The 21993-nt window shown below is 60.0% G+C and carries 22 protein-coding genes, 1 tRNA gene and 1 pseudogene; 17 read left to right on the top strand and 7 right to left on the bottom strand.

The genetic code is table 11. From position 1 onward, the window contains the following. Window positions 1-9 precede the first annotated feature (9 nt). Genes ACMGGW_RS18640 through rbsK form a run of 4 tightly spaced genes read left to right on the top strand, consistent with a single transcriptional unit; the run spans window position 10 to window position 3589 of the window. Entirely contained in the window at window positions 10-1044 is a 1035-nt protein-coding gene (locus tag ACMGGW_RS18640; protein ID WP_025304131.1) for an ABC transporter permease, read from the top strand. Window positions 1045-1075: 31 nt separating this feature from the next. Further along, a complete protein-coding gene (gene alsE, locus ACMGGW_RS18635; protein ID WP_033639463.1) occupies window positions 1076-1747 on the top strand; it encodes a D-allulose 6-phosphate 3-epimerase in 672 nt (223 codons plus the stop codon). A gap of 10 nt (window positions 1748-1757) precedes the next feature. Then, window positions 1758-2666, top strand: coding sequence for an allose kinase (gene alsK, locus ACMGGW_RS18630; RefSeq protein ID WP_197832466.1), 909 nt, complete (start codon window positions 1758-1760; stop codon window positions 2664-2666). Next, complete coding sequence (gene rbsK, locus ACMGGW_RS18625; protein ID WP_025304128.1) at window positions 2663-3589, top strand: ribokinase; 927 nt, start codon at window positions 2663-2665, stop codon at window positions 3587-3589. Before alsK ends, rbsK begins: the two co-directional genes overlap by 4 nt. Before the next feature lie 39 nt (window positions 3590-3628). On the opposite strand, the gene ACMGGW_RS18620 is transcribed toward rbsK, so the two are convergent. Continuing rightward, on the bottom strand, window positions 3629-4237 hold the full coding sequence (locus tag ACMGGW_RS18620) for an HD domain-containing protein (RefSeq protein WP_025304127.1): 609 nt from the start codon (window positions 4235-4237) through the stop codon (window positions 3629-3631). Between the two features lie 183 nt (window positions 4238-4420). Between ACMGGW_RS18620 and trhA the strand changes: the two genes are divergently transcribed. Both trhA and ACMGGW_RS18610 read left to right on the top strand, forming a co-directional pair. After that, window positions 4421-5095, top strand: coding sequence for a PAQR family membrane homeostasis protein TrhA (gene trhA / locus ACMGGW_RS18615; RefSeq protein WP_033639467.1), 675 nt, complete (start codon window positions 4421-4423; stop codon window positions 5093-5095). Between the two features lie 150 nt (window positions 5096-5245). Next, complete coding sequence (locus tag ACMGGW_RS18610) at window positions 5246-5743, top strand: DUF2165 family protein (protein ID WP_025304125.1); 498 nt, start codon at window positions 5246-5248, stop codon at window positions 5741-5743. Between the two features lie 38 nt (window positions 5744-5781). Here ACMGGW_RS18610 and ygfZ read toward each other — a convergent pair whose 3' ends face one another. Then, window positions 5782-6774, bottom strand: coding sequence for a tRNA-modifying protein YgfZ (gene ygfZ, locus ACMGGW_RS18605; RefSeq protein ID WP_025304124.1), 993 nt, complete (start codon window positions 6772-6774; stop codon window positions 5782-5784). Window positions 6775-7094: 320 nt separating this feature from the next. On the opposite strand from ygfZ, the gene sdhE reads away from it, so the two are divergent. The 5 genes from sdhE (at window position 7095) to creD (ending at window position 11319) form a co-directional block, all read left to right on the top strand. Beyond that, the gene (gene sdhE / locus ACMGGW_RS18600; protein WP_004931679.1) at window positions 7095-7361 is read left to right on the top strand and encodes an FAD assembly factor SdhE; all 267 of its coding nucleotides are present in this window, start codon (window positions 7095-7097) and stop codon (window positions 7359-7361) included. Next, the gene (locus ACMGGW_RS18595; RefSeq protein ID WP_197832465.1) at window positions 7342-7764 is read left to right on the top strand and encodes a protein YgfX; all 423 of its coding nucleotides are present in this window, start codon (window positions 7342-7344) and stop codon (window positions 7762-7764) included. Before sdhE ends, ACMGGW_RS18595 begins: the two co-directional genes overlap by 20 nt. Continuing rightward, on the top strand, window positions 7764-8459 hold the full coding sequence (gene creB, locus ACMGGW_RS18590) for a two-component system response regulator CreB (protein ID WP_197832464.1): 696 nt from the start codon (window positions 7764-7766) through the stop codon (window positions 8457-8459). Before ACMGGW_RS18595 ends, creB begins: the two co-directional genes overlap by 1 nt. Next, a complete protein-coding gene (creC, locus tag ACMGGW_RS18585; protein ID WP_089181251.1) occupies window positions 8456-9874 on the top strand; it encodes a two-component system sensor histidine kinase CreC in 1419 nt (472 codons plus the stop codon). Before creB ends, creC begins: the two co-directional genes overlap by 4 nt. 80 nt (window positions 9875-9954) lie before the next feature. Further along, the gene (gene creD / locus ACMGGW_RS18580; RefSeq protein WP_197832463.1) at window positions 9955-11319 is read left to right on the top strand and encodes a cell envelope integrity protein CreD; all 1365 of its coding nucleotides are present in this window, start codon (window positions 9955-9957) and stop codon (window positions 11317-11319) included. A 37-nt stretch (window positions 11320-11356) separates the two neighbouring features. Here the strand turns inward: creD and fldB are convergent, their stop codons facing one another. Beyond that, window positions 11357-11875 (bottom strand): flavodoxin FldB, encoded by a 519-nt coding sequence (fldB, locus tag ACMGGW_RS18575; RefSeq protein ID WP_025304119.1) that lies wholly within the window; start codon window positions 11873-11875, stop codon window positions 11357-11359. 85 nt (window positions 11876-11960) lie between these two features. Here fldB and xerD point away from each other — a divergent pair, with 85 nt between their 5' ends. From xerD to recJ, 3 genes are read left to right on the top strand one after another with little or no spacing between them, the layout of a single operon-like run. Further along, window positions 11961-12881, top strand: coding sequence for a site-specific tyrosine recombinase XerD (gene xerD, locus ACMGGW_RS18570; protein WP_154747450.1), 921 nt, complete (start codon window positions 11961-11963; stop codon window positions 12879-12881). Between the two features lie 26 nt (window positions 12882-12907). Further along, a complete protein-coding gene (gene dsbC, locus ACMGGW_RS18565) occupies window positions 12908-13624 on the top strand; it encodes a bifunctional protein-disulfide isomerase/oxidoreductase DsbC (protein ID WP_025304118.1) in 717 nt (238 codons plus the stop codon). 6 nt (window positions 13625-13630) lie between these two features. Then, window positions 13631-15364, top strand: coding sequence for a single-stranded-DNA-specific exonuclease RecJ (recJ, locus tag ACMGGW_RS18560; RefSeq protein ID WP_033639478.1), 1734 nt, complete (start codon window positions 13631-13633; stop codon window positions 15362-15364). Between the two features lie 50 nt (window positions 15365-15414). Here the strand turns inward: recJ and ACMGGW_RS18555 are convergent, their stop codons facing one another. After that, on the bottom strand, window positions 15415-15759 hold the full coding sequence (locus ACMGGW_RS18555) for a helix-turn-helix domain-containing protein (RefSeq protein ID WP_025304117.1): 345 nt from the start codon (window positions 15757-15759) through the stop codon (window positions 15415-15417). Beyond that, a pseudogene (locus tag ACMGGW_RS18550) lies at window positions 15752-16138 on the bottom strand (type II toxin-antitoxin system RelE/ParE family toxin). The gene ACMGGW_RS18555 and the pseudogene ACMGGW_RS18550 overlap by 8 nt, the downstream one beginning before the upstream one ends. Before the next feature lie 261 nt (window positions 16139-16399). On the opposite strand from ACMGGW_RS18550, the gene prfB reads away from it, so the two are divergent. From prfB to ACMGGW_RS18535, 3 genes are all read left to right on the top strand, one after another. Then, window positions 16400-17498 (top strand): peptide chain release factor 2 gene (gene prfB, locus ACMGGW_RS18545; RefSeq protein WP_096242572.1). Its coding sequence is split into 2 segments (ribosomal slippage): window positions 16400-16474 and window positions 16476-17498, totalling 1098 coding nucleotides; the frame shifts between segments, so codons are not numbered across the junction. Window positions 17499-17507: 9 nt separating this feature from the next. Beyond that, complete coding sequence (lysS, locus tag ACMGGW_RS18540) at window positions 17508-19025, top strand: lysine--tRNA ligase (RefSeq protein WP_043142592.1); 1518 nt, start codon at window positions 17508-17510, stop codon at window positions 19023-19025. 147 nt (window positions 19026-19172) lie between these two features. Continuing rightward, window positions 19173-19246 (top strand) — tRNA-Gly (locus ACMGGW_RS18535). Window positions 19247-19448: 202 nt separating this feature from the next. Here ACMGGW_RS18535 and ACMGGW_RS18530 read toward each other — a convergent pair. Together ACMGGW_RS18530 and ACMGGW_RS18525 are read right to left on the bottom strand one after the other, a co-directional pair. Beyond that, window positions 19449-20759 (bottom strand): MFS transporter, encoded by a 1311-nt coding sequence (locus ACMGGW_RS18530; RefSeq protein ID WP_060448423.1) that lies wholly within the window; start codon window positions 20757-20759, stop codon window positions 19449-19451. An 87-nt stretch (window positions 20760-20846) separates the two neighbouring features. Further along, window positions 20847-21797 (bottom strand): 2-hydroxyacid dehydrogenase, encoded by a 951-nt coding sequence (locus tag ACMGGW_RS18525; RefSeq protein WP_049206133.1) that lies wholly within the window; start codon window positions 21795-21797, stop codon window positions 20847-20849. Between the last annotated feature and the right edge of the window lie 196 nt (window positions 21798-21993).

The raw sequence follows: 21993 nt of genomic DNA, 5'->3' as shown, positions 1-21993 counted from the left end.
GAGCACCTGATGGGCAACAACCTGAAATTTCGTCCAGACGGGGCCGCCGTCGGTTTGCTGGCCTTGCTGTTGGCGGTGGTGCTGGCCTTCAGCCTGCTGATGCCGGGGCGCTTCTTCAGCGGCGCCACCTTCACCAGCGTGGCCTTCCAGTTGCCGGAGCTGGGCCTGCTGACGCTGGCGATGTTCATCCCGATCCTCAGCGGCGGCCTGAACCTGTGCATTATCGCCAGCGCCAACCTGACCAGCCTGCTGATGGCCTGGCTGTTCATCAGCTATCTGCCGGCGGACGCCGGGCTGGGCTTGCAGGCGCTGTGGCTGGTGTTGGCACTGGCGGCGGCGATGCTGCTGGCCGGGCTTATCGGCGCGGCGACCGGCGCACTGGTGGCGTACGTCGGTGCACATCCGATTCTGGTGACGCTGGCCACCATGACCACGGTCAACGGTATCGGCATCTACCTGACGCGCGGCGCGGCCCTAAGCGGCATGCCGGAGATCGTGCGGTTTATCGGCGCTGAGAGCGTGCTGGGCGTGCCGGTACCGCTGTGGATCTTCCTGGTGGTCGCCGCGTTGCTGGCGCTGTTCCTGCAGAAAACCCGGCTCGGCAAATGCATCTACATGAGCGGCAGCAACATCAACGCTACCCACTTCAGCGGCGTGAATACCCATCGGGTGCTGATCGCCATTTACACCCTCTCCAGCCTACTGTGCGTCATTGCCGGGCTGGTGATGATGGCGCGCTTCAACTCGGCGCGCATGGGCTACGGCGACTCTTACCTGCTGCTGACGGTGCTGGCGATCATTCTGGGTGGCACCGATCCGTTCGGCGGTTTTGGTCGGGTCAGCGGCGTGGTATTGGCGCTGATCGTGCTGCAGGTGATCGCGACCGGTTTGAACCTGATGAACGTCAGCCCGCATTTCAGTCTGGCGATGTGGGGCGCGGTGCTGATCGCGGTGCTGGCGATGAAGTTTTTCCGGCATCGCTATCGGCAGCGGCGGGCGATGCGCCGCAGCGCGGCCCAGGCCAGAACCGCGGCGGGCCACTGATCCCTTTTCCCTTTTGCGCAGGATAACGCTAATGAAATACCAGATTTCACCTTCACTGATGTGCATGAACCTGATGGATATCCGCCAGCAATTGGCGGTGCTGAATCGCCGCGCCGATATGCTGCATATCGACATCATGGACGGGCACTACGTTAAAAACATCACGCTGTCGCCGTTCTTTATCGAACAGATCCGCCCGCACACCTCGTTGTTGCTGGATGTGCATTTGATGGTGGAGAACCCGACCGATTTCATCGACCCGATCGCCCGCGCCGGCGCGGACTTTATCTGCCCGCACGCCGAAACCATCAACCGCGACGCGTTTCGGGTGATCAATCAAATCCGCGCGCTGGGCAAAAAAGTGGGGGTGGTGCTGAACCCGGCCACGCCGGTGGAGTTTATCCGCCACTACCTTCACCTGCTGGACAAGGTCACCGTGATGACCGTCGATCCGGGCTATGCCGGGCAGCCGTTCATTCCCGAAATGCTGGAAAAGATCCGTCAGTTGCGCGATCTGAAACGCCAGCAAAATCTGCGCTATCTGATCGAGATCGACGGATCCTGCAATCAGCGGACCTACCGCGATCTGATGGGCGCCGGCGCGGAGGTGTTGATCGTCGGCAGCTCTGGGTTGTTCAACCTCGATCCGGATCTGGAGACGGCGTGGGAAAAAATGCTGGATCAAATGCGGCAGGCGGCCTGAGGCGGGGGACATGATGCGGCATTTTCTTGGCGTTGACGTCGGCGGCACCAATACCCGCCTGTTGTTGATGAATGATGACGGCGAGTTCAGCGGGTACCGCAAGATAGCGACCGCCGACTGGGCGCAGCAGGCCGATCCGCTGGCGGCGTTGGGCCGCCTGATCGCCGGGCATTGCGAGGATCGTCAGGTGGCGCAGGTGATGCTGGGGCTGCCGGGGATCCTCAGTCGCGATCGCTCGCGGGTGCTGTCGCTGCCGTTTATCCCGGCGCTGGACGCCCAGCCGGTGGCGGCGCTGTTGGCCGATTTGTTGGCGTTGCCGGTGCGAATGGACAAGGACGTCAACCATCTGCTGTGGTGGGATTTGCAGCAGCTGCCGGCGCTGCCGCAGGTGGCGGTGGGGCTGTATCTGGGCACCGGCATGGGCAACAGCCTGTGGCTGAACTGCGACTTTTATCACGGGGCGCACGGCGCCGCCGGCGAGCTGGGTCACATTCCCTGGCCCGGCCATCAGGGCGAGTGCCCGTGCGGTAAACGGGGCTGCGTCGAGAGCCTGACTTCCGGCCATTGGCTGACCGGCTGGGCGCGCGCCAACGCGGCACAAACGCCGTTCGACCGGCTGTTTGAGCGCCACGGCGATCATCCGGATCTGCGGCGCTTCGTCGAACGATTGGCGCAGACCATCGCCATCGAAATGAACGTGCTCGATCCCCAGCGGCTGATCCTGGGCGGCGGCGTGATCGCCATGAGCGGTTTCCCGTTGGCGCACCTTGAGCAAGAGATCCGCCGCCATTTACGCGGGCCGCAGCCGGCGCAGGGGCTGGCGATCTCCGTCAGCCGCCTGACCGATGAAACCGGCTGCAAAGGCGCCTGCCTGGCCGCCCGGCGCCACCTCCAATTGAGCAGGGAGTACCCGCAATGAAAGGCAAAGTCTGCGTGTTCGGTTCGTTCAACCTAGATATCGTCGCCGGCATGGCGCGCTTTCCGCAGCCCGGTGAATCGCTGATCGCCCGCAACAGCATGATGGGCGCGGGCGGTAAGGGCGCCAACCAGGCCACCGCCGCGCTGCGCGCCGGGGCGCGGGTGCATTATATCGGCAAGGTGGGGCGCGACGACTTCGGCACCTTCGCCCGGCGCCACCTCGCCGCCGCCGGTTTCGATGCGGTGACGCTGTTTTCGACCGGCGATTGCCCGACCGGCAATGCGCTTATCTATGTTGCCGGCGAGGAGGCGGAGAATATGATCGCCGTCGATCCCGGCGCCAACCTGACGGTCAGCGAAGACGAGGTGCGCCAGTGCCGCCCGGCGATCGCCGCGGCGGATATTCTGTTGACCCAGTTGGAGAACAACCTGCCGGCGATTGAGCAGGTGATCGCCATCGCCCGCGAAGCGCAAACGTTCATCATACTCAACCCGGCGCCGTTTCAGCCGGTGCCGGACAGCCTGTTGGCGCAGGTCGATCTGCTGACGCCCAACGCCACCGAGTGCACGTTGCTGACCGGCGTGCCGGTGCGCGATGTGGCTTCGGCGCGCCAGGCGGCGCAGGTGTTGCACGCTAAGGGCATTCGTTTGCTGATCGTGACGTTGGGCACGCAGGGGGCGTTGTTCTCGGACGGGGAAAACAGCGAGCTGATCCCGGCGTTTCCGGCGCAGCCGAAAGACACCACCGGCGCGGGCGATGCGTTTAACGGCGCCCTGGCGGCGCAGCTGGCAAATCAGGTGCCGTTAGCCGATGCGGTGCGCTTTGCCGCCGCCTACGCATCGGTCTGCGTGGAACGGGCCGGGGCGGCGGGATCGATGCCGAGCTATGAGGAGGCGTTGGAACGCCAGCAGGCGTTCGCTTGACGAAGACGGGCTGCGGCCAAGAAGCGGCAGCCCGGTCCCTTACTTCAACCAGCCTTTGCGCTGCGCATCCCGCAGGTGTTGCTCCATATGGTGCCACAGCTCGGGGTGTACGTCGGCGATCGATGCATTGCGCGCCAGCACCTGCTCCAGGCTGATGCCGTTTTCCACCCAGCTCTGGCCTTCATTGTGCAGGTTCATCAGCATCGGCATGGTGCGATCCAGCAGCAGAGCGAAGCGTGCATCGGCGCTTTCGCCATCTTCATACTCCTGCCATAAAGCGGTGAAATACTCGCGCTGAGCCTCCGGCAACATGCCGAACAGACGACGTGCCGCCGCCACTTCCTGATCGTGGATCGCTGCGCGGGCCGCCAGATCGTAGACCAGCACGTCGCCGGCGTCGATTTCTACGATGTCATGCAGCAGCGCCATCTGGATCACGCGCTGAATGTCTACGTCATCACCGGCGTAGGGCGCCAGGCTCATGGCGGCGATGGCGAAGTGCCAACTGTGTTCGGCGGAGTTTTCCTGGCGCTGGGTGCCCAGCACTTTGGTGCGGCGTTGAACACCTTTCAACTTATCGATTTCCATCAGGAATTGGATGACTTGGGTCATTGAGCCGAAATCTAACGCGGGTACAGCGGATGACATGGTGTAAACCTCAAGGTGGGTGGGTTGAAGCCTGACGATTGTAGACCACCGGGCGGGGGATTTCGATGGTTACACGCGTTCACATTTTTATTTTAGCGTACACGTGTACACTGGAATTATTCTCAGTTAAGCTGCTTTGCGTTAATTTCGAACAAAGCAGGGCATTTTGAGGGGTTGCGCGTTATGGGGAAAACGGACGTAGTGAAAGCCGGGAGCAATAAGATTGTCGCCGCGGCTTATCCGTGGGCGGAAGAGATCGCCAACAGCATCAGCCACGGCATCGGGCTGGTGTTCGGCATCGTCGGCCTGGTGTTGCTGTTGGTGCAGGCGGTGAATACCGGCGCCGATGCGACGGCCATCACCAGTTACAGCCTGTACGGCGGTAGCATGATCCTGCTGTTTCTCGCTTCCACGCTCTACCATGCGATCCCGCATCAGAAGGCCAAGCATTGGCTGAAAAAATTTGACCACTGTGCCATTTATCTCCTGATTGCCGGCACTTATACCCCGTTTTTACTCGTGGGGCTGGATTCGCCGCTGGCGAAGGGCCTGATGGCGGTAATCTGGGGATTGGCGCTGCTCGGCGTGCTGTTCAAGCTGGCCTTCGCCCACCGTTTTGAAGCCCTGTCGCTGGTGACCTACCTGACGATGGGCTGGCTGTCGCTGATCGTAATTTATCAGTTGGTTACGCGGCTGGAGGCCGGCGGCGTCACGCTGCTGGCGATCGGCGGGGTGGTCTATACCCTGGGCGTGATTTTCTACGCCTCCAAGCGCATTCGCTTTGGCCACGCCATCTGGCACGCCTTCGTGCTCGGCGGCAGCGCCTGCCATTTCATGGCGATCTACCTCTACGTCTAAGCGTTCCCGCTACGTATGAATACGTATTGAACTGGCGCCTCTTTTGTTTTAAAAAAGAGGCGCTTGCTTCTTTCGGGTATCCAGCAAGCCCGTTCCTTCATTTCTGAGCCCGCATACCGTTTCTTTAACCTCTGTTCAGGACTCACCAAGATGATCGTTCGCTTATCCAAAGCGCTGCTGGTCTGCGCTATCGCCTTGTTCGCTTCGCTGGTCGCCTTCGGCAACATCACCGACTACGGTTCCAACTTCGCCTTCGTGCGCCACGTCTTTATGATGGACACGATTTTCCCCGACGCCACCATCGGATACCGCTCGATACAGACGCCGTGGCTGCATCACGCCGGTTATATTTTCATCATCGCGCTGGAAAGCCTGACCGCGCTGCTGTGCTGGATTGGCGGCCTGCGTTTGTTGGGCGGCCTGAAACTGCCTGCGCACGCCTTTAACGGTCGGAAAAAGCTGGCGGTAGTGGGGCTGACGCTGGGCTTCCTTACCTGGCAGGTCGGCTTTATGTCGATTGGGGGCGAGTGGTTTGGCATGTGGATGTCGAAGCAGTGGAACGGCGTGCCGGATGCGTTTCGCTTCTTCGTCACCATCATTCTGGTGCTGATTTATCTGGTGCAGCGCGACGGGGAATTGGACGAGTAATGAAGATGGCCGCAGGCAGGGCGCCTGCGGCCGACGGATTATTTCTCTTCGGCCAGCGAGTAGGGCAACGGTTTGATCGCCAGTTGGCTGGCGGCATCGTCGCGCACCCGCAGCTGGCTGTCGGCATCCAAATCGTTGTTCATCACCACCTGTACCCACAGCGTGCCGTCGGCCAGTTGGCTCGACGCCAATACGGTGCCGGTGCGGCGCCAGTTTTCACCCAGTTGGAGCTCCAGATCTTCCGCCGCCTGCGGGGCGCGGGCCGCTTTACCTTCCAGCCAGTAGAGCGCCCGCTTGTTGGCACCGCGGAATTTGGCGCGCGCCACCATCTCCTGACCGGTATAGCAGCCCTTGCTGAAGCTGATGCCTTCCAGCGCCTGCAGGTTGGTAGCCTGCGGGATCAGCTGTGCGCTGTTGGCAGCGTCGATAACCGGATAACCGGCTTCGATCTCCAGCGCCAGCCATTGGCTGCTGTCATTCAGCTCTGCCTGGTCATGCAGCTTGCCGATCAGCTGTTCGGCCACGGCGGCGCGGGTCACCAGCAGAAAACGTTCCGCCGGCGTAGCGAAGTGCAGAATCGTGGTCTCGCCGTCCTGCACCACTGGGTGCTCGGCGTCCGGCAACGTGGCGAACAGGCCCGTCAGCGCGGCGCGCGCCTGGAAACCGGCGACGCCCAGCAACACCGCGTCATTATCGGCGGCGATAGTGACTTTGGAGAACACCGCGTATTTTTTGATTTCAGCCAGCTGGCTGTCCAGCACGCTGCGGCGTTCCAGATAGGCGAAGCCTTCGCCACGGTGGAACAGACGCAGGTTGCTCCACATTTTGCCCTTGGCGTCACAGTGGGCGCACAGCACGTGCTGATCGGCCGCCAGCGCGTCGATGTCCGCCGTCACCTGGCCCTGAAGATATTTCACTGTGTCCGGCCCGTTCAACGTCACCAGCGCCCAATCTTCCAGCGAGATCAGCGTCAGGGGGAGATGGGTGGAAGCGGAGGGCTGACGGGGTGGGAATGGAATGTTATGCGCCATAGTAAGTTCCTGCTCAACGTTTAGCTTACCTGAAGGGTATTGAACCCATGGTAAAAGAGGCGGCGGGCTTTGCAAACTGTTATTCGCGCCGTGGGACCGGGGGGCGCTTTTTTTGGCATTTTGCGCTTTATTACGTTTTCCGCAGCAAAGCGCCTTCCCGGCGTGTATGTCAAATTGTTACTCTATAGGCTTGCGGCCAGGGCACCCTTGCAGACAGATCCCCGGCTGATGGAATTATATTGCGACGGCGTTGCCATACAGTGTGTCATTTGAACCCTGCGCTGGCGCTGCCGCGCTGAAAAGAGGTGAGTCATAACAACATGGATATTAACAACAAAGCACGTATTCACTGGGCTTGCCGTCGTGGCATGCGCGAGCTGGACATCTCCATCATGCCGTTCTTCGAATACGAATACGACAGCCTGAATGACGCGGACAAGGCGCTGTTTATCCGCCTGCTGGAGTGTGACGATCCCGATCTGTTCAACTGGCTGATGAATCATGGCGCGCCGCAGGACGGCGAGCTGCAGAGAATGGTGACCCTGATCCAAACGCGAAATAAAGACCGTGGCCCAGTGGCGATGTGATATCCGCATTTCCTGGCGCACCCAGCTTGTTTCCCTGTTGACTCATGGCGTTCTGATCTTGCTGATCCTGATTTCGCCCTGGCCGGAAGGTTATGGCCCGCTTTGGCTGGTGCTGCTGACGCTGGTGGTGTTTCAGTGCATTCGTAGCCAGAAGCGCATCGCCGCAGTGCAGGGCGAGCTGCGGCTGCTGGCGGACCGGCGTTTCAGCTGGCACGGCCGAGAATGGCGGCTGGCGAAAAAGCCCTGGATGCCGGGCTACGGCCTGTTGCTGACGCTGCAGCCGATGGAAGGCAAAAAGCGCCGCCGGCTGTGGCTGGCTTCCGACTGCATGAGCAAAGAGGAGTGGCGCCACCTGCGGCAGCTGTTGCTGTATCCGCCGGCGGGTAACGGCGAGGAACCCTGATGAAACCCGTGCTCTGGTTGGTGGAGGATGAACCCAGTATTGCCGATACGCTGCTTTACACGCTGGAGAGCGAAGGCTTCGAAGTACGCTGGTTCGAACGTGCGGAACCGGCGTTGCAGGCGCTGGCGCAAGGCGCGCCCGCGCTCGCTATCCTCGATGTCGGTTTGCCGGATATCAACGGTTTTGAATTGTGTCGCCGCCTGCTGGCTCAGGCGGCTGACCTGCCGATTCTGTTTCTTACCGCCCGCAGTGATGAAGTGGATCGCCTGATCGGGCTGGAGATCGGCGCCGACGACTATGTCGCCAAGCCGTTCTCCCCTCGCGAGGTCAGCGCCCGGGTGCGCACCATTTTGCGCCGCCTGCATAAGCAGCAGCGCCTGCAACAGAGCGCGCGCTACCATTTCGGCGCTTTCACGCTTGACGAAGACGCGGCCACCATCTCCTACCATCAGCGGCCGCTGCCGCTGACCCGTTACGAATACTTGCTGCTGAAGACGCTGTTGTTGGCGCCTGGACGGGTGTTCTCGCGGCAGCAACTGATGGAAAGCGTTTGGGCGCAGGCGGAAGAAAGCCTGGATCGCACCGTCGATACCCACATCAAGACGCTGCGCGCCAAGCTGCGTGCGGTTGAGCCCGGTGAGCCGCCCATCCACACCCACCGCGGATTGGGCTACAGCGTGAGCCGCCAGCCATGAAAATTGGCCTGCGCCTGCTGCTGGGATATTTTCTGATCGTGGCGGTGGCCGGGTACTTCGTGCTGAGCATTTTCGTCCAGGAAGTGAAGCCCGGCGTGCGGCGCGCTACCGAAGGCACGCTGGTGGACACCGCCAACCTGTTGGCGCAAATCGCCCGTCAGGACATGCAGCGCGGCGATGCGGCGCATGGCCAACTGGCGCAGGCGTTCACGCAGCTGAACCAGCGGCCGATCGGCGCCAATATCTCCGGCATCCGCAAGGATCGCAGTGAATACCACGTCTATCTTACCGATGCCCAGGGCCGGGTCATTTTCGATTCTGCCGGCCGCGCGCAGGGGCAAGACTACTCGCGCTGGAATGACGTTTATCGGACGCTGCGCGGCCAGTACGGCGCCCGCAGCACCCGTAGCGATCCAGAAGATGAAAACAGTTCGGTGATGTATGTGGCCGCGCCGGTGATAGAACAAGGGCGTATTATCGGCGTGCTCACCGTGGGCAAACCCAACAGCACCATGGCGCCGGTGATCAAACGCAGCGAACGGCGCATTCTATGGGCCGGCGCGTTGCTGCTGGGGATTGCGTTGCTGATCGGCGTGGTATTCGTCTGGTGGATCAACCGTTCGATAGGCCGGCTGGTGCGTTATGCCGACGGGGTGGCGCAAGGGGAAAGCGCGCCGCTGCCCAAAGTGGGCGGGCGGGAATTGACGCAGCTGGCGCAGGCGTTGGAGAGCATGCGACTGAAGCTGGAAGGTAAAGCTTATATCGAACAGTATGCACATACCCTGACGCATGAGCTGAAAAGCCCACTGGCGGCGATCAGGGGCGCGGCGGAGCTGTTGCAGGAGCTGCCACCGCCGGATACCGCCCGGCGTTTTCTCACCAACATCGAGCAGCAAAGCGCACGCATCCAGCAGCTGGTGGACAAACTGCTGGTGCAGGCGCGGCTGGAGAGCCGGCCAGACATGGAGACCGCGCCCATCGCGATCGCGGCGCTGGTCAGCCAGACGATGGCGGGCAAAGAGGCGCAGGCGATGCAGCGCGGCGTCAGATTGCAACTGGAGGCGTTGGCGGAGGTGACGCTGAACGGCGATGCGTTGCTGATCAGCCAGGCGTTGACCAACCTGCTGGACAACGCGATCGACTTTACCCCGTCGGGCGGGTGCGTCAGCGTGCGAGGCGAACGGCGGGAACAGCATTACTGCATCAGCGTCTGTGACGACGGCAGCGGCATTCCTGACTACGCCCTCGATAAAGTGTTCGAACGTTTTTATTCGCTGCCGCGCGCCGAACGGCCGAAAAGCAGCGGGCTGGGCCTGAACTTCGTGCAGGAAGTCGCCCGTCTGCATCATGGCGGCATTCACCTGCGCAACCGCCGGCCGCACGGGGTGGAAGCGACTTTCATGTTATCGCTGTGACTTCACCTTCCCTTCACATAACCACATTCTGATTTCACCTGCGGGTTTTATCGTGGCCTTATTACCTACGAGGAGCGAGCATGATGAAATCGGTACTTTTCTGGAAAATAACCACGCTGCTGGGATTGATGGTGGTGATGTTGATCCCCATCGCCCAGCTGATGAGCGTGATCGACGAACGCAGCGGCTATCGGCAAAGCGTGGTCGGGCAGGTGAGCGAAAGCACCAGCGGGGCGCAGCGCGTGCTCGGTCCGTTGATTGTCATTCCCTATGTCGAACGCGAAGAGAAGAAAGACGAGAAAGGACAAACGGTAGTGCAGCGGGTGCAGCATTACCGCTATTTGCTGCCGGAGTCGCTTCAGGTACAGGGCGCGCCGAATGTGGAGGTGCGCAAGTTGGGCATTTATCAGACGCAGGTTTACCAGGGGCCGCTGAACTTCAAGGTGCGTTTCGGCCAGCCGGAGCTGACGGATTTGCAACGCGCCAACGTGACCGTCGGCCAGCCGTTCCTGCTGGTGGCGCTGAGCGACTCTCGCGGCATCAAGCGCATTTCCCCGCTGGCAATGCCGCAGCCGGTGGCGTTTGAACCGGGCACCGGCGTGGGATCGTTGCGCCAGGGGATCCACGCCCCGCTGACGCTGGCGATGCTGCAACAAAAAGAGGGGCTGAACGCCGACTTCACCCTGACGTTGGCGGGCACCAGTAGCCTGTCGCTGGTGCCGCTGGGGCGCAGCAGCGAGCTGCAGCTGCAAAGCAACTGGCCGCACCCGAATTTCCTCGGCAACTTCCTGCCGGACGAACGCAAGGTGACGGAGCAAGGGTTTAGCGCTCGCTGGCGCAGCACCTGGTTTGCCAACAACATCAACAGTGCGTTCTATTACGACGATGCCATTATCGACGAGGACAAGCTGCCGGCCTTCAGCGCCAGCCTGGTCGAACCGGTCGATCACTATCAGCTGACCGAGCGCGCGGTCAAATACGCGCTGCTGTTTATCGGGCTGACGTTTATGGCGTTTTTCCTGTTCGAAACCCTGACCGGGCTGCGGGTGCACCCGATTCAGTTCCTGCTGGTCGGCGCGGCGCTGGTGTTGTTCTACCTGATTTTGCTGGCCTTCTCCGAACACCTGGGATTCGCTCTCGCTTATCTGGCGGCCAGCATCGCCTGCAGCGGGCTGATCGGTTTCTATCTGAGCGCCGTACTGCGCGGCAAGCTGCGCGGTGCGCTGTTCGCCGCGAGCCTATTGTTGTTGTACGGCGTGCTCTATTTGCTGTTGCAGTCGGAGGACAATGCGTTGGTGCTGGGAGCCGGGCTGCTGTTCGCCATTCTGGCGGGCATTATGCTGTTGACGCGCAAACTGGACTGGTATCAGGTGGCCGATCCGGCGCGTTTGACCAAGGAAACACCGGTCGGGGAAGATGAGCCACGCTTCCGGCTGTGGAAATAAGCGAGGGGAATCGGGCGCGCTCAGCGCCCGATAGCGGCTACAGCAGCGGCTCCATCTCCAGCAGGATCTGTTCGCACCATTGCTGCAGGCGCTCTTCGCTCAGATCGTATTGGTTGACCTCATCGAGCGCCAGGCCGACGAAGTGTTTGCCGTCGGCGCTCAGCGGTTTGGGGCTGGTGAACTCGAAGCCCTCAGTTGGCCAGAAGCCGATGAACTGCACGCCCAGCGGCGCGATGTGATCGTGCAACATGCCCAGCGCGTCAAGGAACCACTCACCGTAACCGAGCTGATCGCCCATGCCGTACATGGCGACGATCTTGCCTTTCAGATCCAGCTCTGGCAACTGCGGCCAGATCGCTTCCCAGTCTTCCTGCAGTTCGCCGAAATCCCAGGTCGGGATGCCGAGGATCAGAATGGAATAGTCCTCCATCAGCTTGGGCGAGACGTCTTTCAGGTTGTGCAGGTCGACCAGGTCTTCACCCAGAATCTCACGGATTTTTTCTGCCGCCATCTCGGTGTAGCAGGTGCTGGAGCCGTAAAACAGACCAATCTTCATGTGTAAACCGTTACGTTGCTGTTTAGAGAATTGCAGCGAGTATACCTGATTTGCGTCGGCTTAAGGCATAATGGCGCGGGTGGAAATGCAACAAAGAGAGGACCGCGTGCAACAGCAAGACAATGCGCTGATTGAACAATTCCTGGATGCGCTGTGGCTTGAGCGCAATCTGGCGGAAAATACGCTGGCCTCCTACCGGCTGGATTTGCAGGCCCTGGGCGCCTGGCTTGGCCAGCAAAATACCACCTTGCTGCAGGCGCAGGCGTTGGATTTGCAGGCGTTTCTCGCCGAGCGGGTGGACGGCGGCTACAAGGCCACCAGCTCCGCGCGTTTGTTGAGCGCCATGAGGCGCCTGTTTCAATATCTGTACCGCGAGAAGCTGCGCGCCGACGATCCCACCGCGCAACTGGCGTCTCCCAAGTTGCCGCAGCGTTTGCCGAAGGATCTGAGCGAGGCGCAGGTCGATGCGCTGTTGCAGGCGCCCTGCGTCGATCAACCGCTGGAGCTGCGCGACAAGGCGATGCTCGAAGTGTTGTACGCCACCGGGCTGCGGGTTTCCGAGCTGGTGGGGTTGAGCATCAGCGACGTCAGCCTGCGCCAGGGCGTGGTGCGGGTGATCGGCAAGGGCAACAAGGAGCGGCTGGTGCCGCTGGGCGAAGAGGCGGTCTACTGGATCGAAAATTACCTGGAGCACGGCCGCCCATGGCTGGTCAATGGCCAGACGCTGGATGTGCTGTTCCCCAGCACCCGCTGCCAGCAAATGACCCGACAGACGTTCTGGCATCGCATCAAACACTATGCCATCCTTGCGGGCATCGACAGCGAGCGTCTGTCGCCGCACGTGTTGCGGCACGCGTTCGCCACCCATTTGCTGAACCATGGGGCCGATCTCCGTGTCGTACAGATGTTGTTAGGGCACAGCGATCTCTCGACCACGCAAATTTATACACATGTAGCGACCGAACGACTGAAACAGCTACATCAACAGCATCACCCGCGCGCCTGAGCGGCGGGTTCGAAAGGATTGGAACAATGAAAAAAGGTTTAATGCTGCTTTCTCTGCTGGTGGCTTCGGTGGCCGGCGCCGCCCATGCCGATGACGCGGCGATCAAAAAAGCGCTCGCCAGCCTGGGTATCCAGCAGGCGGACGTGCAGCCTTCACCGGTCAACGGCCTGAAAACCGTGCTGACCGACAGCGGCGTGCTATACGCCTCCGAAGACGGCAAGCACATCCTGCAGGGCCCGCTGTTTGACGTCAGCGGCAAAGAGCCGGTCAACGTGACCAACCAACTGCTGGGCACCAAGATGGACGCGCTGAAAGATCAGATGATCGTTTACAAAGCGCCGAAAGAGAAACACGTGATCACCGTGTTCACCGATATCACCTGCGGTTACTGCCACAAACTGCATCAGCAGATGAAAGAGTACAACGATCTGGGCATTACCGTGCGTTACCTGGCATTCCCGCGCCAGGGGTTGGCTTCCCAGGCTGAAAAAGACATGCAGTCGATCTGGTGCACCGCCGACAAGGCCAAGGCGTTCGACGCCGCCATGAAGGGCGATGCCGTTTCTCCGGCGACCTGCAAAACCGACATCAGCAAGCATTACGAGCTGGGCGTGCAGTTCGGCATTCAGGGCACGCCGGCCATCATCCTGGAAAACGGCATGATGATCCCGGGCTATCAGGGGCCGAAAGAGATGGCCGCCATGCTGGATGCGCACCAGGCCGCCACCAAAGCCGGTGGTTAATCGCCGGTGAGTATCAAAACGCAACTACGCCGCCGCCCGGCGGCGGACGACACGCATCTGCCCGCCAGTTTGCCGCCGCTGCTGCGTCGGCTTTACGCCCTGCGCGGCGTGCAGGCTGAGCAAGAGCTGGAACGCGGCGTCAAGGGCATGCTGCCCTGGCAACAGCTGGACGGCATCGACGACGCCGTCAGCCTGCTGCAACAGGCGCTGGCCGACGGTCGCCGTATCATGGTGGTGGGCGATTTCGACGCCGACGGCGCCACCAGCACCGCGCTGACGGTGCTGGCGCTGCGCAGCATGGGCGGCGCAGCCGTCGATTATCTGGTGCCTAACCGTTTCGAAGACGGTTATGGCCTGAGCCCCGAAGTGGTGGAGCAGGCGGCGGCGCGCGGCGCAGAACTCATTGTCACCGTCGATAACGGCATCTCCTCCCACGCCGGCGTCGACGTGGCGCACGCCAAGGGCATGCAGGTGCTGGTGACCGATCACCACCTGCCGGGCGAGACCCTGCCGGCGGCCGAAGCGATCGTTAACCCCAACCTGCGCGGCTGCGCCTTCCCGTCCAAATCGCTGGCGGGGGTTGGTGTCGCGTTCTACCTGATGCTGGCGCTGCGCGCCCGCCTGCGGGACAGCGGCTGGTTCGAGCAGCGCGCGCTGGCGATGCCCAATCTGGCGGAGCTGCTGGACCTGGTGGCGCTCGGCACCGTGGCCGACGTGGTGCCGCTGGATGCCAACAACCGTATTCTGGTGTATCAGGGGTTAAACCGCATCCGCGCCGGCAAATGCCGACCGGGCATCCGCGCGCTGCTTGAAGTGGCTAATCGCGATGCCCGCCAACTGGCGGCCAACGATCTCGGTTTCGCTCTCGGTCCACGCCTCAATGCCGCCGGCCGGCTGGACGACATGTCTATCGGCGTGGCGCTGCTGCTGAGCGACGACATTGCGCAGGCGCGTATGCTGGCCAACGATCTCGATGCGCTGAACCAGACGCGACGCGAGATAGAGCAAGGCATGCAGGTGGAAGCCCTGCAGCTGTGCGATCAGCTGGAGCGCACCAGCACCGAGCTGCCTTACGGGCTGGCGATGTATCACCCGGAATGGCACCAGGGCGTGGTGGGCATCCTCGCTTCGCGCATCAAAGAGCGTTTCCACCGCCCGGTGATCGCGTTCGCACCGGCGGGCGACGGCATACTGAAAGGCTCCGGCCGTTCGGTGCCCGGCCTGCACATGCGCGATGCGCTGGAGCGGCTGGATATGCTGAACCCCGGGCTGATGATGAAGTTCGGCGGCCACGCGATGGCGGCCGGATTGTCGCTGGAAGAGGCCAAATTCGACGAGTTCCGCCAGCGTTTCGGCGAGTTGGTGGGTGAATGGCTCGATCCGGCGATGTTGGAAGGGGTGATCTGGTCCGACGGCGAACTGGCGATGCAGGAGCTGTCGCTGACAACGGCGGAGCTGCTGCGCGAGGGCGGCCCGTGGGGCCAGGCGTTCCCGGAACCGACCTTCGACGGCAAGTTCCGCATCCTGCAGCAGCGGCTGGTGGGCGAGAAACACCTGAAGCTGATGGTGGAGCCGCTCGGCGGCGGCCCGTTGCTCGACGGCATCGCGTTCAACGTGGACACCACGCTGTGGCCTGACAGCAGCGTGCGCGAGGTGGAACTGGCCTACAAGCTCGACGTCAACGAGTTTCGCGGCAACCGCAACGTGCAGCTGCTGATCCAGCATCTTTGGCCGCGCTGAGGCGAAATTGACGTTCGTGCATCGGTAAGTGACTGGTGCACGAACGCTCATCAGTTTCGTGGTGAGATGATCAGGCTAGCGACCCCTTTCTGTTCGATAATTTCCAGCATTCTGAGCGCGGCTCCCTGGGGTTTTACCGCGTTACGTTCCCATTTTTGTACGCTGGTGGTCGACATGTTGACCACGGCCGCTAAATCGGCCTGGCTCAGGCCGAGCCGTCTGCGCAGCATTTTGATGCGTGCGCCGTCCATTTGATCATGCTGCTCACGCTGGGCATGTTGTTCCTGCGCCTGTACTCGTGTGGCGATGTTGCGTACGGTATCGTCTGACACCGCACCGATCTCATTAAAACGCTGTGCCATTTTTTGCAGTCTGAGCAGGCGATTATCAGTCATCGCATTTCACCTCTCGCAAGTAGCCGCTATCGATGGCTCGTTTGATAATTTCCGGCGGCATGGCAAGAAAATCTCTGGCGAGCTCGCGATAGGTTGCCAATTCATCATCGTTGATTTCTTTTGCACCGTTCTGTTTTACGGTGTTTTTCAGCCATCCATCAATAAAATACTGATGACGACCGCGTTTAAACGCCACGATGGATCGAGCACCACCCCGTTTACCCCGATTGAGCGAAATACGTTTCTTCTAGACGCCGCCGCCCAGATCGCCGTCATGGTTACCGTGTGCGAGTTCGTGAGCCGCGGTGCAAATCTTTTGATCGACGATGCGATTTTTCTTCATAAATTTGTCGAAATCATCCGTGACGAAAATGTCCATTTTGGCACCGCCTGTCCCTGTGAGTCATCATAGCGACTATAGTCTCAATGACCACATTGCTCAATACTTGAACAGCTTAGCGGCGTGAGGGGCACCGGTAATAAAACGCTGGTGAAATTCCTGCTCTTCCTGCCACCCGCTTTGTCGCCCGATCGCCACAAAAACTGACCAACTCGCTATAAACTGCCGCCCGGATCCGTTAGAATTAGCGGTTCCAATGGCATTCCGCCATCGACGACATCAACGTAAAAGAACGAAACCATGTTTGAAATTAACCCGGTAAAAAACCGAATTCAGGACCTGTCCGAGCGGACTGCGGTTCTTAGGGGGTATCTTTGACTATGATGCCAAGAAGGAACGCCTAGAAGAAGTCAACGCCGAGCTGGAGCAGCCGGACGTTTGGAACGAGCCGGAGCGCGCACAGGCGCTCGGCAAAGAGCGCGCCGCGCTGGAAGCCATCGTTGAAACCATCGATCAGCTGGAGCAGGGCGGCGAAGACGTCGGCGGGCTGCTGGAACTGGCGGTGGAAGCCGACGACGAAGAAACCTTCAACGAAGCGGTCGCCGAGCTGGATCAACTGATGAGCAAGCTGGATCAGTTGGAATTCCGCCGCATGTTCTCCGGCGAATACGACAGCGCCGACTGCTACCTGGATATCCAGGCCGGCTCCGGCGGCACCGAAGCGCAAGACTGGGCCAGCATGCTGCTGCGCATGTACCTGCGCTGGGCCGAAGCCAAGGGCTTCAAGACCGAAGTGATCGAAGAATCCGACGGCGACGTCGCGGGCCTGAAATCGGCCACCATCAAGATCATCGGCGACTACGCGTTCGGCTGGTTGCGCACTGAAACCGGCGTGCATCGCCTGGTGCGCAAGAGCCCGTTCGATTCCGGCGGCCGTCGCCACACCTCGTTCAGCTCGGTGTTCATCTACCCGGAAGTGGACGACGATATCGATATCGAAATCAACCCGGCGGATCTGCGTATCGACGTGTACCGCGCCTCCGGTGCGGGCGGTCAGCACGTCAACAAAACCGAATCCGCCGTACGTATTACTCACCTGCCAACCAACATCGTGGTGCAGTGCCAGAACGATCGTTCTCAGCATAAGAACAAGGATCAAGCGTTTAAACAGCTGCGAGCCAAGCTGTACGAGTTTGAGATGCAAAAGAAAAATGCTGATAAGCAGACGATGGAAGACAACAAGTCCGACATCGGCTGGGGCAGCCAAATCCGTTCTTACGTGCTGGATGACTCCCGCATCAAGGATTTGCGCACCAACGTCGAAACGCGTAACACGCAGGCCGTACTGGATGGCGACCTGGATAAATTCATTGAGGCAAGTTTGAAAGCCGGGTTATGAGGAATAGAAATGTCTGAACAACAAGCACAGGGCGCCGATCAGGCGCTGGATCTCAATAACGAACTGCAGTCCCGCCGCGAGAAACTGGCCGGCCTGCGTGAGAACGGCATTGCGTTCCCGAACGACTTCCGTCGCGATTCCACCTCCGACAAACTGCACGCTGCGTACGGCGATAAAGACAACGAAGAGCTGGAAGCGCTGGGCGTAGAAGTGACCGTCGCCGGCCGTATGATGACCCGCCGCATTATGGGTAAGGCATCCTTCGTTACGCTGCAGGACGTGGGCGGCCGCATTCAGCTGTACGTCGCGCGCGACGATCTGGCTGAAGGCGTGTACAACGAGCAGTTCAAGAAGTGGGACCTGGGCGATATCCTCGGCGCGCGCGGCAAGCTGTTCAAAACCAAGACCGGCGAACTGTCGATCCACTGCACCGAGCTGCGTCTGCTGACCAAAGCGCTGCGCCCGCTGCCGGACAAATTCCATGGCCTGGCAGATCAGGAAACCCGTTACCGCCAGCGTTACCTGGATCTGATCGCCAACGAAGAATCGCGCAACACCTTCAAAGTGCGTTCGCAGGTGATGTCGGCTATCCGTAACTTCATGGTGGAACGCGGCTTCATGGAAGTCGAAACCCCGATGATGCAGGTGATCCCGGGCGGCGCATCCGCGCGTCCGTTCATCACGCACCACAATGCGCTGGATATCGACATGTACCTGCGCATCGCGCCGGAACTGTATCTGAAGCGTCTGGTGGTCGGTGGCTTCGAACGCGTGTTCGAAATCAACCGCAACTTCCGTAACGAAGGCGTTTCTCCGCGTCACAACCCAGAGTTCACCATGATGGAACTCTACATGGCTTACGCGGATTACAAAGACCTGATCGAGCTGACCGAGACCCTGTTCCGCACCCTGACCGAGAAAGTGCTGGGCACCTCTCAGGTGCAGTACGGCGACGAAGTGTTCGACTTCGGCAAGCCGTTCGAGAAGCTGACCATGACCGAGGCGATCAAGAAATACCGTCCGGAAACCGATCTGGCTGACCTGGCCGACATGGGTAAAGCGGTGGCCATCGCCGAATCCATCGGCATCAAGGTTGAGAAGAGCTGGGGTCTGGGCCGCGTCGTGACCGAGATCTTCGAAGAAGTGGCGGAAAGCCATCTGATTCAGCCGACCTTCATCACCGAGTACCCGGCTGAAGTGTCGCCGCTGGCGCGCCGCAACGACGTGAACCCGGAAATCACCGACCGCTTCGAGTTCTTCATCGGCGGCCGTGAAATCGGCAACGGCTTCTCCGAGCTGAACGACGCCGAAGACCAGGCACAGCGTTTCGCCGATCAGGTGAACGCCAAAGACGCCGGCGACGACGAAGCGATGTTCTACGACGAAGACTACGTCACCGCGCTGGAGCACGGCCTGCCGCCGACCGCCGGTCTGGGCATCGGTATCGACCGTATGGTGATGCTGTTCACCAACAGCCACACCATCCGCGACGTGATTCTGTTCCCGGCGATGCGCCCACAGAAATAATCGCGTTTAGCGTGTAACAACCGGTGCGGGCAACTGCGCCGGTTTTTTTTCGTCTACGGGACTTAACCGCTTAAAACATCGACAGTTACGCGCCATCTCCGCTTGCCCGCCGCCGATAACCGGTTATAATGCCTGTCGCACACCGATGCGGGTGTAGTTCAATGGTAGAACGGCAGCTTCCCAAGCTGCATACGAGGGTTCGATTCCCTTCACCCGCTCCAAAACCTCCGTAAACATCACCCCATTGAGCTATAACCGTTTTCAGAAAAGCTGATTCTCAACGATTGCATCACCGTTTGGTGTGGGTTGACGTGTGAGACGATCAAGCCGCTGGCCTGGCATCTTACCGCGATAACACAACGCGCCATCCAGTCCTGATGCGGGTGTGAGCCACCGTCGCTGCCCACACCGCGTTATTGCCGCTTAACTCCACTTCTGTTTGGCCCCGGAGGGCAGGCGGTTATCCGTTTCTTCGCAGGAGCGATCGCATTCTTTCGGCAGCAGGAAGGTGATACTTCCCGCCAGCAGCAGCGATGCCGCCAGCGCGCAAACCGCGACGTTCTGTCCGTACACATAAATCATGACGCCTACCAGATAGGGGCCGCAGAACCCACCGAGGTTGCCCAGCCCGTTGATCACCCCGCGTGCGCTGCCCGCCACTTCTGCCGTCGCAATGCGTCCGGGAATTGACCAGAAGGGGCTGGTCGCCGCTTTAAGGAAGAAGCCGCACACCACCAACGCGATATAGGCGGCCACCACGTGCTCATGCAGGATCACCGAGGCTATCAGCGCCGCCGCAAAACAGTACAGGGAGATCCTGACCCACAAACGGCGTTTACCGCTGCGATCGCTGAACATCGAAATCACATAAATCCCCGCCAGAGTGGCAACAAACGGCAGGATCGCCAATACCCCAACATTGGCCATGCTGCCACCGGTCAGGTTTTTCAAGATGGTGGGCAGCCACAACGTATATCCATAGTCTCCGGTCTGGTAAAAGAAATTCAGCACGACCAGGCGCATCAATCCCTTGTTGCGAAACACCGCTTTTAACGGTGCTTTTGCCGCCGGCACCATCCCTTCTCGCGCTTTGCGCTCCCGGGCCAGTTCGGTCAATAAATAGTCGCGTTCCTTCGCCGGCAGCCAACGCGCCTCTTCCGGACGGTCACTGATCACCAGCCACCAAATGGCCAGCACCACGACCGACAACAAGCCTTCGATAATGAACAGCCAGCGCCAGTCGAGAGTGGCAATAATCGCGCCGGAAACTGGGGCAGTCAGCATCCCCCCTAGTGGGGCAAACATCATGACAAAGGCATTGGCCCGGCCCAGTTCTTTTTCCGGGAACCAATTGCTGACCATGGTCAGCACGACGGGCAACATTCCTCCTTCGGAGATCCCGAGAATAAAACGCAGCACGAGCAGCTGATACTGATGGGTGACAAAGCCGGTGGCGATAGAGACAATCGCCCAGGCCACGAGCGACCAGGCGATAAAACGTTTCCCGCTACCGTAAACCGCAAGTCGTCCGCCAGGGATTTGCAGAAATAAATAACCAATAAAAAATATCCCACTGGCCACGCCAGCCATTTGGCTGGTAATACCTAAATCCTGTTCCATGCCGCCCGGCAGAGCAAAGCTGATATTAACGCGATCCATAAATGAAATAATGCAGGTGACAAGGATCGGCGCGATAACCCGCAGCCAGCGAGTTCCTGGTATTTTATCGGTCATAGTAATGCCTCGATGATATCCGCCACGATAAGCGGATATTTTGTTAGGCTGAATAAAAATGATGGTGCGCCATTCAGGCGATCATTTTTATTGAATTAAGCCAGGAATATCCTGATGGGAAAAATAACCTGCGAGATTATCCAAAACGGATTGGCTCATTCCCTGGCGGGTTTCTACGGTAGCGCTGGCCACGTGGGGCTGAAGCAAAACATTCTCGAGCGCAAAAAACGCTGTCGGGACATGGGGCTCGTTTTCAAACACATCCAGAGCGGCCCCGGCGATAACATGATTTTGTAACGCCTTTATCAGCGCCGCCTCATCGACCAGGCTGCCGCGGGCGATATTGATAAGCCAGGCACGATCGGGCATGGCGTTAAATACGCTGGCATCAATAATCCCGCGGTTTTCCGCACTGCCAGATGCCGCGATCACCAGGAAATCACTCTGCGCTGCGAGCGTGTGCAGATCGGCGCACCACGGGTAATCCAGGTCGTCTTTGCGCCGGCGGTCAGTATACAGGATGGTCATATCGAAGCCTTTCGCCCGGCGGGCGATGGCTTGGCCAATATTCCCCATGCCAAAAATACCGATGCGCTTACCGCTCACTTTGGTCGCCAGCGGTGGCGGCGTCGTTTCCCAGCGGCCTTCGCGTACAAAACGGTCTCCTTGGCAGAGGCGGCGGCTGGCGGACAGCATTAGCCCCATCGCCAGATCGGCCACATCATCGGTCAGCACGCCGGCGGTGATCCCGACGCTGATATGGCGTTCCCGGGTGTAGTTGAGGTCGATAGCGTCGGTTCCCACGCCAAAAACAGCAATCATGCCCGCCTGCGGCAGCTGCTCCAGCGTCTCCCGGGTTACCCCCACGTCGCCACGGGTGACCACCGCCTGAACGTCTGCGCCATGGCGAGCCAGGAAGGCTGGAATATCTGATTGTTCATAGAGACGGAATACCCGGTAACTGGCGTCCAACGCGGCCTGTAAAGCATCCATCACCGGCGCGATAAGTAAAATGGTAGGTTGAGTGTCAGTGTGCATCGTTGCGATCCTGTCTGAAAACAATAGGGGATATCCTGTATCAGACGTTTTTTTACCGCTTATTATTGCGATCTACATCACGCCAAAGAGTGTTAAAAAAGCATGTTACTGCTGGCGTGATCTCGTGTGCAATTTCGTGGCTTCTGTCGATTATTATCGGGGGCGATAGCCCGTTATGCCCGTAGGCGGAGAGTGT

The organism is Serratia sp. BNK-4, from assembly GCF_048685115.1.
In the GTDB taxonomy this organism is placed as follows: domain Bacteria; phylum Pseudomonadota; class Gammaproteobacteria; order Enterobacterales; family Enterobacteriaceae; genus Serratia; species Serratia bockelmannii.
The sequence above is the reverse complement of the archived record's forward strand: the minus strand, read 5'-3'. Positions and strand labels throughout refer to the sequence as shown.